This is a genomic window from Paenibacillus sp. LBL (assembly GCF_029893715.1).
In the GTDB taxonomy this organism is placed as follows: Bacteria; Bacillota; Bacilli; order Paenibacillales; family Paenibacillaceae; genus Paenibacillus_AQ; species Paenibacillus_AQ glucanolyticus.
Genome location: NZ_JARXYU010000014.1, coordinates 79,417 through 94,283, shown reverse-complemented (window position 1 = coordinate 94,283; position 14,867 = coordinate 79,417). Strand labels below are relative to the sequence as shown.

Sequence of the window (14,867 nt, the reverse complement as noted above, 5' to 3'; positions counted from 1 at the left end):
CCTTGGATGCCATGATGTGCAAGTGCTAAACATTTCTTACCTATAGAAGGTAAAAATGAAAGTGAATATGATCAAAATACCGTCAACGACTTGACGGTATTTTTTTTATACTTAAGCCATCCAAGATAAACGAGGTGGTCAGACATGTCACAGACGATGGAGACAGTGAAGAAGCCTGGTCGGCAGATGACCGGCAGGCCCAAGCCCCGGGGCTCCTTGCGGCGGGGGGAGAATCTATGGGGGATTTTATTTGTAAGCCCGATGCTGTTTGGCGTCATCATTTTGGTGCTGTTTCCGATATTGGCTACGCTCGTGCTGGGATTCGCCGATTGGAACTTTGTGCAGGGCTGGGACGGAATCCAGTGGGTCGGGTTTCAGAATTTCCGACATTTGCTGGAGGACGACATCTTTCTCAAGTCCGTGCGGAACAACCTGATTTTTCTTCTGACGGTTCCGATCTACATGATGATATCGATGCTGCTGGCTATATTGATCGACCGGTTTGTCTATATGAAGGGATACTTTAAAGTAGCCTACTTCATGCCCTACATATCCAACATCGTTGCGGTTGCTGTCGTATGGCAGGTACTGTTCCAGCCGTCCTACGGGCCTATTAACGAAATCCTCCGGACAATCGGAATTTCCAATCCGCCCAAATGGATTGCAGATCCGAATTTTGCCCTGATCTCCATTATGCTGATATCGATTTGGATATCCATCGGCTTCAATCTGATCATCTATATTGCCGGGCTGCAGTCTATACCGAAGGATCTGTACGAAGCAGCGGATATCGATGGAGCAAACGGCTGGACCAAGTTCAGGCGCATTACGCTTCCCTTGCTGTCACCGACGTCTTTTTTTCTGCTGGTCACGGGGGTTATCTCTACATTCAAGGTGTTCGACATCATCGCCGTCATGACACAAGGCGGACCGATCGGTTCTACGACGATGATGGTCTGGTATTTGTACGATACGGCGTTTGTTAACCTGAAGGTAGGTTATGCATCATCCATTGCCGCGGTACTGTTCGGGTTCGTCATGCTGATTACACTGGGGCAGTGGGCAGCTCAGAAGAAGTGGGTCAACTACTAGGAGGAGGGCGTTATATGCAGACACAAGCTGGCGTTGACTGGCGCAGGCTCTTCGTAACCATCGTGATGTTCGTTGTGAGTATGCTGTTCCTCCTTCCGTTCATATGGATGCTGGTCACATCCTTTAAGGTGGAAAGAGATGTGTTCGTGTATCCGATTCAATGGATTCCGCGGGAATGGAACGCGATCCAGAATTACAGGGAGGTATGGTTCGGTGATTATCCCTTCTATCTCTACTATTGGAACTCGATCAAGGTTAGCATGCTCACAACCCTCATCTCGGCAATGGTATCCGCGCTGGCAGCCTATGGGTTCTCCAAAATCCAGTTTGCCGCCGGGAATTGGCTGTTCATCATTGTGCTTGTGACCTACATGATCCCGGGTCAGGCCATTCTGATCCCGCAGTTTATCCTGTACCGTAACATCGGGCTGTTTGATAATCATCTCGGCCTCATTATGCTTGGGAGTTTCAGCGTGCTGGGGACGTTTATGCTGCGGCAATTCTTCATGGGGGTGCACCAGGAATTCATCGAATCCGCCAAAATCGACGGTGCGAGCCATCCGCGGATATTCTGGTCCATTGCGCTGCCGCTGGTAAAGCCCGCTGTGGCTACCTATGCGATTCTGCGTTTTATCTGGACATGGAATGACTATCAGAATCCGCTCATCTTTCTTCGAACGGATCGGCTGTTTACGATTCCGCTGGCGATGCAGAAATTTACGTCTTTAAGCGGTGAGTTTTATTCGCTGATTATGGCGGCGGCCGTGTCGGCCATATTCCCGCTGCTGATTGTTTTTATCATAGGTCAGAAGAGTGTCATCGAAGGAATTGCACTGGGCGGGGTCAAGGGATAGGCACAAGGACATCCCGGAGAATCGCGCTTCTATTAGAATGATATGATTGGGGAGGGCTCGATAACGATGATGAACAAGAAATGTTGGGCAGGGATACTTGCAGGGACGATGGCATTCAGTCTGCTGTCCGGCTGCGGCGGAGGTACGAAGGAACCGAGCGGTACGGCAGGAGAAGGCGCCGCCGAGGGTGGAGAGACGGTCAATCTGAGGCTGTATACGCACGGTACGGAGGAAGCCTACAATTGGAGCAAAACGATTCAAGCTTACGAGGATGCAACACCCGGTGTGACCATTGAGCTGGTTCAGTTAAGCGAGAAGGGAGACAGCCAGGAAGCGATGAAGAAGATGGACCTTGAAGCCGCGTCCTCGGCGCAAATGGATATTCTCATGTTCAGCGATCCGGCAGGGTATGCCCAGCGGGTTGCGCTCGGCATGGCCGAACCGCTGGACGAATACATCGCCAAGGACGGCTACACCGTGGAGACTGACTATAAAGTGGATACCCATCTGGATGGAAAAGTGTATGCGCTTCCCGGAAAATTCAACCCCTGGTATGTGCTGCTGAATAAGGACCACCTGGAGGAGGCGGGCCTTCCCGTTCCGACGGATTGGACCTGGGACGACTATGCGGACTATGCGAAGCAGCTGACTCAGGGCGAAGGGGCAAGCAAGCGCTATGGCACATATTTTCACGGCCCGCAAGGGGGTGGCTGGATGGAATTCCTGAAGCTGAAGATGGCTAACCAGCCGCAGGATGCCGACTTCCTGAAGACGGATGGGTCTTCCAATCTGGATAACCCTACATTTCGGGAGACGCTGGAGCTGAGAGTGAAGATGGAGAAGGAGGATCAGTCTTCTGTTCCCTATACCGACATTATCTCTCAGAAGCTGAATTACCGGACACAGTTCTTTAACCAGTCGGCAAGCATGATCACGATTGGAAGCTGGATGAATACCGAGATCGGCGGAACCGACAAGGTGCCGCTGGATTTCCAAGTGGCTGTCGCCCCGTATCCCAAAAACAAAGAGAGTGACCCGATCGGACTGACATCAGTCTCTACGGACTATGTGGCCGTTGCTGCCAAATCGAAGCACAAGGAAGAGGCTTACAAGTTTGTCCGCTGGTACACAACGGAAGGTCAGATCGTACAGGGCAAGAACATTCCTGCCTGGCAGCAGGTGAAGAGCGAGCAGGTGGAGGGAATCATCGACACCATCCTGGCAGGCACCAAAAGTCCGGAAAAGGTAGATAAAAAATCGCTTGTCGACACACTTGTTATCTCGAAAGCCTCGGCCATCGTTCCGCCTTCCTCCTATCAGGCCGAAGTGTACGAGGCGGTGAATGAGGAGTATGAGAAGCTGATCCTCGGCAATCAGGATATAGATCAGACCCTTAAGAGCACCCAGGAGCGTGTGAACAAAATTATCGATTCCAACAAAAAATGATCTGGTATAATAAACGAAAAAAAGGGGCGAGCCTTCGTCCCTTTTTTGCCATCGTATCTCGAAGCGTATAGGTAAGGAACACTCCGGGCTGAGGTGAAGGATATGCTTGAACGGCTCAAAAGATATGTGCCCAGCTCCATTCGTCATAAGCTGATTCTGGCGTCCGTCATGTGCATTATCGTTCCGGCAATTGTCAGCTTGATTCTGTACAATTCCTTAACGAAGGAAGCTCTGCGGCAGCAGGCAGTATCCAATGCCAATGATGCGCTGCAGCTGGTTCGCGGGTCCGTCACGAACCTGCTCCTGAGCAAGCTCAATATCGCCAACTACATCCAGGTGAATTCTACCTTGAATTCCTATTTCAAGCAGGTAGCTTCCGGCAATGAGGAAGAAGACCCGTACCGCCGATTCGTTGAATCGCATCGCGTGCTGGAGCTTCTGGACAGCTTGACGGTGGTGGGCGAGCACAGTTATGTTACCGTACTGCTGACAAACGGAGCTTATTATATGAATTATTCCGTAAGCGATTACAATCCGCTGGATTACAGGCGGCAGTCCTGGTTCAGGCAGGTCGAGCAGCTGCGGGGACTGGAGTCGCTGTGGACAGGGCCGGAGCCCACGGTGTTCCGTTCCGATCGGATCGATCATCCGAATCAGGTGTCCGTGGTGCGCACCCTTCGGCTTCTGGATTCGGAGGTTTACGGTTATGTCATCGTGACTTTTACCGAGGATCAAATCAGCAGGATCTTTAACTCTCTGTCCGAAGGCAGCGATGTGCTGATGATTGATGGGCAGGGGAACATTGTGTCGAGCACTCATCCGGACAGCATCGGCACCCCATTTGCCTACCTGAGCGAGACCGGAACGGCTGAGCCATACTCCATCGTTACGATGGACGGAGAGAAATATTTGATGGTGCAGCAGGACATTCCATCTGCCGGATGGCGGCTTGTAATGATGCAGCCGTACAAATCGGCAATCGTGAACATCAATGCCATTTTCAGCAGGGTGTTTCTGTTTCAGATGGGCTCTTTCCTGGTCTTCTTGCTGCTGCTGATTGCACTGGTCCGGACCTTTACGAAGCCGCTTGTTCGGCTCGGCAAGGTAGTGACGAGTGTGCAGCGCGGCAATTTGGAGGTGCGGTCGAACATCGAAGGCAATGATGAGATCGGCCGTTTGGGGCATCTATTCGATGACATGCTGGACCGGTTCAAGCTGATGATTGCCGAAATATCGGATAACCAGACCCGCAAAAGAAAGGCGGAGCTGAGGATGCTCCAGGCCCAGATTCACCCCCATTTCCTGTTCAACGTCCTGAACTCCATCCGGATGAAGGTTATGAAGCGGGGAGACCCGGACAGCGCCAAGATGATCGGCTCCTTATCGATGTTGCTGCGCATGACAATCAGCCGGGAAGAGGATGAAATTTATCTTCACGAGGAGATCGATCTGATCTCGCATTACGTGGCCCTGATGAATCTCAGGCAGAAGGAGGACGTCCGGCTGGAATTGGATATTGCCGCAGAAGCGTTCCTGTTTAAGGTGCCGCGCTTCTTCCTGCAGCCGATTGTGGAGAATGCGCTGATCCATGGGTTTAATCAGCATGCGGGAACGATTGCCATAACAGCGGTTATGGAAGGCAGGCATATTATATTGAAGGTGAAGGATAACGGGATCGGCATGGAGGTCGCGACAAGGGAGTCCATCATCCGGAAAATAAGACAAGGAGCAGCAAACGCCTCGATACAAGATGAAGCAGGCAGCGGGAGTTTCTCCCGGATAGGTCTGCAAAATGTGATGGAGCGGATGAGAATGGTGTTTGGCGAGGCTTTTCAGTGCCATGTTTACAGCGAGCCGGGTCAGGGAACGGTGATCGAAATGCATATACCGGAAAGAGGGAATGCCGATGTATAACGTGATGCTGGTAGACGATGATTATCCGGTCATCGAGTTATTATCCGAGACGATATCATGGAATGAGCTGGGTCTGAACCTGATGGGAAGTTATGAGAATGGAATGAGTGCCTGGGAGCATGCCAGGACTCAACCCCCGGACATTCTGATCACCGATATCGGTATGCCCAAGATGAACGGACTTGAGCTGTCTGCACGCATAAAAGAGGTCAAGGCCGATGTCCGAATTGCCATTCTCTCTTGTCATAATGAGTTCCAATATGCCCAGCAGGCCATGCGCCTGAACGTGCAGGATTATCTGCTTAAGGACACGCTGGACCCCGAGGAGCTGGCACAGCTGCTGAGAAGATTCAAGCAGGCGATGGACGAGGAGGTCCAGAAGGGCTGGGAGCGGTCTCGCATGATTCATCTTGTGGACGAATCCCGGGAGCTGCGCAAGGAGCAGAGTTTTAAAAATTTCATCCACCAGCCCCTGCTGTCTCCGGAAAAATGGGAGCATGAGCTGTCGGAGTACGGCGTGCTGCGGCCTGGCCATCATTGTCTTCCCGTTATCGGATACCTGGAGGACGCACGGGATATCAAGCATCGCTTCGCCTCCAACCAGACGCTGCATTTTGCACTCTCCAACGTGCTGCGCGAGGTGCTGGACGACCTGAATCCGGATGCGGTGCATGTCGGATATGATGCAAAGACTTCATTGCTCTTGTTCTCCTATGCTCCCGGATTAAAAAACAACATATATGATGAAGTCGCCGCATGCCTTCAAGGAGTCCGGGCTACACTCACACGCGTGCTTCGAATTCGAATGTCGTTTCTGGTTGGCAGTGGGTGCGCAAGTCCGGAGGGGCTAAAGCTTGGGCTGAACGAACTGCTGGCTTGCGAGCATCAGCGATTTTATCTGGAACCGGGGGAGGTATCCAGATCTCTGGGAAGACAGGAAAAGCCGGGACTTGGCCGAGCATCCGATCCCTTCGTCCATTATGAACAGGCCAGCTCGGAGCTGCGGGAATCACTGCTTAGCAAGGATGCGTTCGATGCAGTCCGCGATACGGCGGATCGATGGATTGCCTGGATTCAAGAAAACCGGTTTGCGCCGGAATTGGTGAAGGACTGGGTCTTGAAGCTCCTGCTGGATATGAAGCTGCGGCTCCATCTTCTGCAATCGCTTTCCCCCGATTATACGGCAGATGCGCTGCATAAGGAGATTATGGACATGGATTCCTTGAACGAGCTGCGGTCGTGGTTATACGCGCATTTGGAATCCACGGCACAGGCACTGGGCGGAGGATTTGGAGGCAGCCGAAGATCAGAGGTAGCGGATGCCTGCAAATATGTGTCCCTCCGGCTGGACCGGAGGATCACGCTGGATGAGGTAGCGGGCAGCCTGCATCTGAACCCGAGTTATTTCAGCCGTTTGTTTAAGAAAGAAACCGGCATTACCTTTATCGAATACGTAACCCGGATGAAGATGGAGCGCGCCAAGGATCAGCTGAGACAGACGGACCGCACGGTTGGGGAGATCTGCGAAAGCCTGGCCTATGACAATGTAAGTTATTTCAGCAAAATATTTAAGGCGTATGCGGGCGTAACGCCCATAGAGTATCGGAGTGGTTGATGGTTTAGATAGTAATCAGATTAACATCTTACGCGAAGCCAATATTTTAACAAGAAAAGAGCAATGGGGGTTTACTTGATGAGCAGGGAGCAGGAGCTAAAACCGGCCGTGACCCGCTGGGCTTCGGTGGATCTACGATTGTATTATCCGAATGGAGACCAGAGGTCTTTCTGGGAAGATATCCAGAGCAGCGGGGCTTACGAGGAGGACATTGCCCAGATTCGGCGGGAAGGGGAACGGCTGCTGGCGGAACCGATCTCGCAGCTGACCTATGATTTATTCGCGCGGTTCGCCCGGCAGGGAACGAGACTGGAATACGAGAAGGTCTACTTCGAGCGAAGACGGCGACTGAATACGTGGGCTCTTCTGACCCTGCTTGAGCCAGGCAAGGAGGAGTATCTGCTGGCACTTCAGGAGATGATCTGGACAATCTGCGATGAGTATACCTGGTGTTTGCCGGCCCATCTGAACGGTGAGTCCTCCGCTAATATTCGAAGCACGATCGACCTGTTCAGTGCAGAGACAGGGTTTACCCTCAGCGAAATCCGCTTGCTGCTGCAGGATCGCTTGGCGCCGCTGCTGATCTCGCGGATGGAGGACGAGGTTGCAAGGCGCCTGTTCACCCCATTTCTCAGCCATGAGTTTGGATGGGAGACCGCAACGCACAATTGGTCTGCCGTCTGTGCGGGCTCCATCGGCTCTGCTGCCCTTCTGATGATGGAAGATACGGGTGAGCTGGAGGAGATTTTGTTGAAGACGGAGCGCTGCATGGCTTATTATCTGCAAGGCTTTGGTGCTGACGGAGCTTGTCTGGAGGGGCTGGGATACTGGAACTATGGGTTCGGTTATTTTGTGTATTATGCCGATTTGCTGCTTAAGCGCAGCCAAGGCGCAATGGATTGGTTCCGTGATGAGAAGGTGAGCCGCATCGCCTTGTTCCAGCAACGCTCTTTTTTGGGCGGGAGGGCGGTTGTCAACTTCTCCGACTCGCAGCCGGAAAGCGCCGTACATATCGGCTTGTCTCATTATTTGGCTGGATTATATGAAGACTTCGAGACACCGCCTCCTTCCCTTCGGTCCGCGTACGGTGACGATCATTGCAGCCGCTGGGCTCCGGCTCTGCGCAATCTGATCTGGAGGGACCCCGGGAAGCCGGGAAGCGAATGGGGGGAGGCAAGCTATTACTTGCCGGATGCCCGGTGGCTGATCTCCAGAGTCTCGGATGGAGAGGAGCTCTATGCATTTGCGGCCAAGGGCGGCAGGAATGACGAGCCTCACAACCATAATGATCTTGGTCATTTTATTCTGTATGGTGCGGGAGAGGTGTGGTGCTCGGATCTCGGCTGCGGCGAGTACACGGCGGATTATTTCGGCGATGGACGATACGATTATGATTGCAACGGCTCACAGGGCCATTCCGTGCCAATTATTGATGGGCATGTCCAGTGCGAGGGCGCGGACAGCGAAGCAATTGTATTGGAAGCTGCCACCGGAGAAGAGAGGGATGAACTCACGCTTGAGCTGACCTCGGCCTACTGCGCTCCGGTGCTTCGGGAATTCGTTAGGTCCTTGGAGTGGAACAAGCAGGAGGAGAGACCGGTATTAACGCTGCGTGACCGTTTTAATTTTCATTCGCCGCCGGGCAGCCTGGTAGAGCGAATTGTGACAAGGGTACAGCCCGAACTGAAGCAGCTGAATGAGTGCTGGATGGTTGTGCTGCGGGCAGCGGGTGCTGATGAGCAGGGGGAGATTAGGGAGCAGGAACAGGTTCAGAGGAAAGAAGAGGCTGCGGAAGGACTAGCAGCAGATGAACGAACCTGGAAGCGGACAGCCGTTCAAGATTCGGAATGTACCCGGGAGCCGGATCTTTCCATGGACGACAGACCGAGTCTGGCGATCCATTACGATCCCGAGCTGATGGAGCCTGAGCTGAAAGCTTATACGTTCCGTGATCATGATGGCAAGGATGCGGCTTGGTATGCCATTGATTTTAACGTGAAGGACCCGGGCTTGTGCGTGAATATAGGGCTTGGATTTCAATTCATATGAATCGAGGAGTGAAGAGGCATGGGAACAGAAACGGCATTAGATTGGTTGACGGAGGCCTGGGAGAAGGCGCTTGTAAAAACGCAGCGAAATGCAGTGCGGATCGGGGCGGGCTTTCCGCATGCCAGCCAGAACGGGGTTTATCAACTGGAGGCGCCGCATTGGTGGACGGCCGGCTTCTGGCCGGGGATGCTGTGGCTTCTGTACAATGACAGCGGCGATGCGGCATTACGAAGTTTAGCCGAGCAATGCGAGCTCCGTCTGGACGATGTGCTGAACGAGTATGTGCGTCTGGATCACGATCTCGGCTTTATGTGGATGCTGACCAGCATGGCCTCTTACAAGCTTACCGGCAATGAAGAGTCGAAGATCCGGGCGCTGAAGGCAGCCAATTACCTGGCTGCACGCTTCAATTTGAACGGTCGGTATATTCGAGCCTGGAATCCGTGGTCGGAAGGAGAGGACAATGCAGGTCTTGCCATTATCGACTGCTCCATGAATACGGCGCTGCTGTTCCAGGCATCCGAGGTCAGCGGCGATCCGCGCTATCGTCATATTGCCGAAGCACATATGGATACGGTACTCAGGGACTTTGTCCGTCCTGACGGGTCCGTGTATCATATCGTTCGTTACGATCCGGTATCCGGTGAGCGCATCGAAGGCATCGGAGGTCAGGGCTATGCGCCGGAATCCGCCTGGTCCAGAGGGACGGCATGGGCGATTTACGGCTTGACGCTTGCCTACCATCATACAGGTAAGCAGGTTTACCTCGATACAGCCAAAACGGTCGCGCATTTCTTTCTTGCGAACCTGCCGGAAGATCATGTGCCGTTCTGGGATTTCCGCGCACCGGACGAGGCACGCATATACCGGGATTCTTCCGCCGGTGCCTGTGCGGCAAGCGGACTGCTGCTTCTGGCCGACAAGGTAGATCAAGGGCAAGCTGCCTTATACCGGAAGCCTGCGATCCGGATTCTGGAATCGCTGTACCGAAATTACGGCACTTGGGACAACGATGAAGAGGAGGGCTTGATTCTGCACGGCACAAGCCACTACCCGCAAGCTCAGAATGTCGACGTGCCTCTCATTTACGGTGACTTTTTCTTTGTGGAAGGTCTCGCGCGGTTGCGAGAGAAGGGTCCATTTTATTGGGAGTAATGGAGAATGAGGGGGCAGTCTCGGTATTAAGAACAAATGAAGGAAGTTGTAGAGGAAATACCAGCTTTACGGAAACATGAAGAAACCGAGGAAGATCAGAAGAGATAGGGAAAGCAGGCAGATCAGACAGAGGATCGAGATGAGGAGATAGGGAAAGCAGGCAGATCAGACAGAGGATCGAGATGAGGAGATAGGGAAAGCAGACGTTTCAGATAGAGGCCGGCCCGGAAGATAAGAGCAGAGAACCCCTGGAAATGGAGTGAGTATATAAGATGAGCATAGAGGCTGTTGGAAATCCCGGGGGTGGCTTTACACATCCGGTTTCCCTGAATAAGCTGAAGACAAGACTGGATGTGCAGGAGGCGCTCTCGCAGCTATTGGAGCCTTTGAAAGGGTGTTACAGTGCGGGGCATTCCAGATTAATCCTTGGCAGCTCAAGTAAGGATGCCTACGCCAATATCGCAGAGATGGAAGGCTTCTCGCGGATACTGTGGGGACTCGTTCCGGCCATCGCGGGCGGCTCACACGAAGAACTATGGGAGCTCTGTCTTCAAGGGATACGTTCGGGAACCGATCCGGGACATGCGGAGTATTGGGGGGAGGTACGCGACTATGATCAGCGTCTGGTGGAGATGGCGGTATTCGGATTAGCCTTTGCCCTAGTTCCGGACCGGATTTGGCAGCCGCTGAGCGATAGAGAGAAGTCGAATCTCTATCAGTGGCTGGATCAGATCAACCATCATCCTTGTCATGATTGCAATTGGCTGTTCTTCCATGTGCTGGTGAACGTTGGCTTCCATAAGACTGGACTGCCTTACGATGCAGTTCTGTTGGAGAAAAACCTTCAACGGATTGAGGATTTCTATCTGGGTGCTGGCTGGTATAGCGATGGAGTTGGCGGACACTGCGATTATTACGTGCCGTATGCCTTTCATTTCTACGGCCTAGTATATGCAGAGCTGATGGGGGATGAGGATTCTGAACGTGCCCAGAGTTATCGGGAGCGGGCGGCGGTGTTTGCCCGTGATTTTGTCCACTGGTTTACCCCCGATGGGGCGGCTATTCCATACGGACGCAGCCTGACTTACCGATTCGCCCAGTCGGCCTTCTGGTCGGCTGCTGCCTATGCCGGACTGGAAGGGCTGAGTCCGGGAGCGCTGAAGGGACTTGTCCTGCGAAATCTCAGATGGTGGTTTCAGCAGCCTATTTTTGACCGGGACGGTGTATTAACGGTGGGTTATGCCTACCCGAATCAGATCATGTCCGAGAATTATAATTCGCCAGGCTCCGTGTATTGGTCATTGAAGACGTTTCTAATTCTGGCCTTGCCAGAGGAGCATCCTTTCTGGTTGGCCGAGGAGCTGGAGATGACGAAGACAGAGACGGGGATAGGGACAGGAACAAGGACAGGCACAGGAAGCATGTCGGTGCAGGAGCCGGCACATCTGGTCATTTGCCGTGAGGAGAAGGCTGGTCACGTGGCAGCTTTTAATACGGGTCATCCCTCTACGAACGAGCATACACATACATCCGCCAAATATGAGAAGTTTGTTTACTCTACCGCCTTTGCGTTCAGTGTGCCAAGAGCCGAATGGGGATTATCCCAGGGGGCTTTTGATTCCATGCTGGCCCTTAGCGAGGGTGATCATCTGTTCAGGGTGAAACGCTTGTGCAAGGAGACGCGGATACAGGAGCATGTATTATATGCGAAGTGGAAGCCGTGGAGAGACGTGGAGGTTCAGACGTGGATTGCTGCAGGCCTGCCCTGGCATATCCGTATTCACCGGATCAGCACGGGCAGGACACTGGATGCTGCGGAAGGTGGGTTTGCGTTAGGTTTAGGATCTCTGAGCAGCTCCCGTGCGGGAGATGGAGCAGCTTCGGCTTCCGGTACTTTCGGCACCAGCGCCATCTACGGCATGCTCGGTTACGATATGGCAGAGCTCATCTATCCGCAGTCGAATACGAATTTTTTGCATCCCCGGACCGTCATTCCTACGTTAAGGGCGGCGATGGACCCCGGGACGCATTGGCTGATTTCTGCCGTATATGGTGATCCGAGCGGTCCCGGCACTCCCGCCATTGAGGAGCCTTCCATGGAAATGGAAGACGTGAAAGAAAGGCTGGGCGTGGAGATCTTGCAGCGTCAGATTACAATCACCACGCAGACGGGGAACGTGATCGTGATTCCGATGGACTAACAAGCAGGTGGTCTCACCCGAACAGGTATGAAGCAGTGTTTGTCAGAATTAAAATAGATCATACAGATAGACACGCGAAAGCCGGGGGCATTAACCCCCGGCTTTCAATATCATGGCCTTCCGCCCGCACGAATCATCGCAAGGACTTATTTTGTCAAATAGGAACTGGTCAGAGGAACAAACAGGGAAGTGCCCGGACCTTCATCAACGATCTCCACAAAAATAAAATCGGCAGCCGATACATCGACGTCTACGCCGACCAGGCCATCTTCAGCAGTCAGGGACACCTTTTTGAGCGTTGAGTTGTTGTGGTCCATAATTACGATTTCTTGCGCACCGCCAGTCACGGCCAGCTCGAGATGCAGTTTGGCATATTTTTTACCCGTCATGATCTGGAAGCTGTTGCCTTGTTTGGCCGAATTGGTATGTAAATAAACGTCTTTATAATCCTTGCCTTTGTAGACCGTATCGCTGGAATCTTTGGTGTGCCAGGCCGATGTCCCCAATACGGAGGCTCCGAGTGAGCTTAATGATAACGGACTGGAGGTTTCGGATGGGGATCCCTGATTGCCGCCAATCAGTACTGAAGAAGTTGCGCTATCATAACGAATGTCGATATCCATCAGATCGCCTACAGCTCGCACAGGCAAGTACGTCGTGCCGTTATAGGTGATCGGCAGCACGGTTTTGCCGTTTGCGTCTTTTGGCGTTACCACCGTACCGTTTAACTTCAGGGAAATCTGGCTGTTCAAATAGGCTTTGATTGGCTCCAAAGCTGACGACGCCATAGCGCCTGTACCGATCCCCAGCGTGAGCGTACCCGCCAATAACCCATACAATACTTTCTTCCTCATTTAAAACCCCTCCCAAAATTTAGGTTAACTTTCATACTTTATAGTAGTAAAGTGTCAGAAGGAAGTCAACCTCTTGAAAGGGAAGGTCCGATCCTTCATGGACCTATCCAGGGTACCGGCTGTGCACCGGCTTATACTTGTTGTGAAAATGCCTTTTTTCCGAAAGCATGTCAGAAAAGGGCGGGATATTTTCATGAAAAGTGATACAATGATAGAAATACGTAACGAAGGGTAGCGGAGGGATATGCGCAAACCTGGCAGCGAAGTGGGAGTGTGATCTTAGAGAATGGAAGAGACGTATACGACAAAACGAACAGTCAGCATGGAGGACATCGTACGCGCACACCACGTGCTTCGCGAAGTGATCGTGCGGACACCGCTGCAGCGGGATGCTGTGCTGTCAGCCAAATATGACTGCGAAGTGTACTTGAAGCGCGAAGACTTGCAGGTAGTTCGATCCTTCAAGATCCGAGGCGCTTACAACATGATTCGCAGCTTGACCGAAGAGGAACGAAGCGAGGGCATCGTGTGTGCGAGTGCTGGAAACCACGCGCAAGGGGTGGCTTTTTCCTGTAATGCGCTGAATATTAAAGGCAAGATTTATATGCCAAGCACGACCCCGAATCAGAAGGTGAAGCAGGTGAAGCGTTTTGGCGGGGGCAGCGTGGAGGTCATCCTGACAGGCGATACCTTCGACGATGCTTATGCCGAAGCGATCAAGGCTTGCGATGAATTCGGCATGACCTTCATCCATCCGTTTGATGAAGCGAAGATTATCGCGGGCAACGGTACGATCGGCATGGAGGTAATGGAGGAGCTCGATACGCCAGCGGATTATATATTTGTAACGATTGGCGGCGGCGGTCTTGCTGCAGGGGTTGCAACTTATGTCAAAACCGTAAGCCCAACGACGCAAGTCATTGGCGTTGAACCGCTCGGCGCAGCATCCATGATCGAGTCCAAGAAGCAGGGCGAGGTCGTCACCATGAACGAGATCGACAAGTTTGTGGATGGCGCTGCGGTGAAGCGTGTCGGGCAGCTGACCTACGATATCTGCAACGAGCTGGTTGATGACATTGTGACTGTCCCGGAAGGAAAAGCCTGTACTACCATCCTTGAGCTGTATAACGAGAATGCCATCGTTGTTGAGCCTGCGGGCTCGCTGGCCGTTGCTGCGCTGGATATGAACCGGGACCGCATTAAGGGAAAAACGGTGGTATGCATCATCAGCGGGGGCAATAACGATATTGACCGGATGCAGGAAATCAAGGAGCGTTCCTTGATATACGAAGGATTGAAGCATTACTTCATGATTAACTTCCCGCAGCGTGCAGGTGCGCTCCGCGAGTTTCTGGAAGAAGTGCTTGGTCCGGATGACGATATCGCCCGCTTTGAATATACCAAGAAGCATAACAAGGAAGATGGGCCAGCCCTCGTGGGCATCGAGCTTCTGAGACCGGAGGATTACGGTCCGCTAGTTGAGCGAATGCAGCGCAAGGGATTGGATTATACAGAGCTGAACAAGAACATGAACCTGTTTAATCTGCTGATTTAAACTTCAGAGTCAGGCAGCAACCAGGTGTGATAAAAAAAGGCCGGAACCCCTGTTACCATCGGGAGTCCGGCTTTTTTAACATAGTTAAATTTAATTGGATGCTTGCCCTGGTGAATAGAGGCCACTGCATTT

Annotated in this window: 10 protein-coding genes; 9 read left to right on the top strand and 1 reads right to left on the bottom strand. The window is 52.6% G+C overall.

Features of this window, described 5'->3' with window-relative positions:
- Window positions 1–144 precede the first annotated feature (144 nt).
- The 8 genes from M2277_RS23650 (at window position 145) to M2277_RS23615 (ending at window position 12,326) form a co-directional block, all read left to right on the top strand.
- Window positions 145–1,092, top strand: a complete 948-nt coding sequence (locus tag M2277_RS23650; RefSeq protein WP_006208303.1) for a carbohydrate ABC transporter permease — start codon at window positions 145–147, stop codon at window positions 1,090–1,092.
- A gap of 14 nt (window positions 1,093–1,106) precedes the next feature.
- Window positions 1,107–1,946 (top strand): carbohydrate ABC transporter permease, encoded by an 840-nt coding sequence (locus M2277_RS23645; RefSeq protein ID WP_280755633.1) that lies wholly within the window; start codon window positions 1,107–1,109, stop codon window positions 1,944–1,946.
- Between the two features lie 66 nt (window positions 1,947–2,012).
- Window positions 2,013–3,392, top strand: a complete 1,380-nt coding sequence (locus M2277_RS23640; protein ID WP_280755632.1) for an ABC transporter substrate-binding protein — start codon at window positions 2,013–2,015, stop codon at window positions 3,390–3,392.
- A gap of 102 nt (window positions 3,393–3,494) precedes the next feature.
- The gene (locus M2277_RS23635; RefSeq protein WP_280755631.1) at window positions 3,495–5,306 is read left to right on the top strand and encodes a sensor histidine kinase; all 1,812 of its coding nucleotides are present in this window, start codon (window positions 3,495–3,497) and stop codon (window positions 5,304–5,306) included.
- The gene (locus tag M2277_RS23630) at window positions 5,299–6,921 is read left to right on the top strand and encodes a response regulator transcription factor (RefSeq protein WP_280755630.1); all 1,623 of its coding nucleotides are present in this window, start codon (window positions 5,299–5,301) and stop codon (window positions 6,919–6,921) included. The genes M2277_RS23635 and M2277_RS23630 overlap by 8 nt, the downstream gene beginning before the upstream one ends.
- Before the next feature lie 78 nt (window positions 6,922–6,999).
- The gene (locus M2277_RS23625; RefSeq protein ID WP_280755629.1) at window positions 7,000–8,970 is read left to right on the top strand and encodes a heparinase II/III family protein; all 1,971 of its coding nucleotides are present in this window, start codon (window positions 7,000–7,002) and stop codon (window positions 8,968–8,970) included.
- Between the two features lie 18 nt (window positions 8,971–8,988).
- Entirely contained in the window at window positions 8,989–10,125 is a 1,137-nt protein-coding gene (locus tag M2277_RS23620) for a glycoside hydrolase family 88 protein (RefSeq protein ID WP_280755628.1), read from the top strand.
- Window positions 10,126–10,397: 272 nt separating this feature from the next.
- Window positions 10,398–12,326: a DUF2264 domain-containing protein gene (locus tag M2277_RS23615; RefSeq protein ID WP_280755627.1), complete on the top strand. Its 1,929-nt coding sequence runs from the start codon at window positions 10,398–10,400 to the stop codon at window positions 12,324–12,326.
- 146 nt (window positions 12,327–12,472) lie between these two features.
- Here the strand turns inward: M2277_RS23615 and M2277_RS23610 are convergent, their stop codons facing one another.
- Window positions 12,473–13,180, bottom strand: a complete 708-nt coding sequence (locus M2277_RS23610; protein ID WP_148248144.1) for a hypothetical protein — start codon at window positions 13,178–13,180, stop codon at window positions 12,473–12,475.
- A 286-nt stretch (window positions 13,181–13,466) separates the two neighbouring features.
- Between M2277_RS23610 and ilvA the strand changes: the two genes are divergently transcribed.
- The gene (gene ilvA, locus M2277_RS23605; protein ID WP_006208312.1) at window positions 13,467–14,735 is read left to right on the top strand and encodes a threonine ammonia-lyase IlvA; all 1,269 of its coding nucleotides are present in this window, start codon (window positions 13,467–13,469) and stop codon (window positions 14,733–14,735) included.
- Window positions 14,736–14,867 lie beyond the last annotated feature (132 nt).

Excerpts from the sequence above, each read along its gene's own strand:
- ilvA (WP_006208312.1), top strand. The coding sequence starts at position 13,467 with ATGGAAGAGACGTATACGACAAAACGAACAGTCAGCATGGAGGACATC.
- M2277_RS23620 (WP_280755628.1), top strand. The coding sequence starts at position 8,989 with ATGGGAACAGAAACGGCATTAGATTGGTTGACGGAGGCCTGGGAGAAG.
- M2277_RS23640 (WP_280755632.1), top strand. The coding sequence starts at position 2,013 with ATGATGAACAAGAAATGTTGGGCAGGGATACTTGCAGGGACGATGGCA.
- M2277_RS23615 (WP_280755627.1), top strand. The coding sequence starts at position 10,398 with ATGAGCATAGAGGCTGTTGGAAATCCCGGGGGTGGCTTTACACATCCG.
- M2277_RS23610 (WP_148248144.1), bottom strand. The coding sequence starts at position 13,180 with ATGAGGAAGAAAGTATTGTATGGGTTATTGGCGGGTACGCTCACGCTG.
- M2277_RS23630 (WP_280755630.1), top strand. The coding sequence starts at position 5,299 with ATGTATAACGTGATGCTGGTAGACGATGATTATCCGGTCATCGAGTTA.
- M2277_RS23650 (WP_006208303.1), top strand. The coding sequence starts at position 145 with ATGTCACAGACGATGGAGACAGTGAAGAAGCCTGGTCGGCAGATGACC.
- M2277_RS23635 (WP_280755631.1), top strand. The coding sequence starts at position 3,495 with ATGCTTGAACGGCTCAAAAGATATGTGCCCAGCTCCATTCGTCATAAG.
- M2277_RS23625 (WP_280755629.1), top strand. The coding sequence starts at position 7,000 with ATGAGCAGGGAGCAGGAGCTAAAACCGGCCGTGACCCGCTGGGCTTCG.
- M2277_RS23645 (WP_280755633.1), top strand. The coding sequence starts at position 1,107 with ATGCAGACACAAGCTGGCGTTGACTGGCGCAGGCTCTTCGTAACCATC.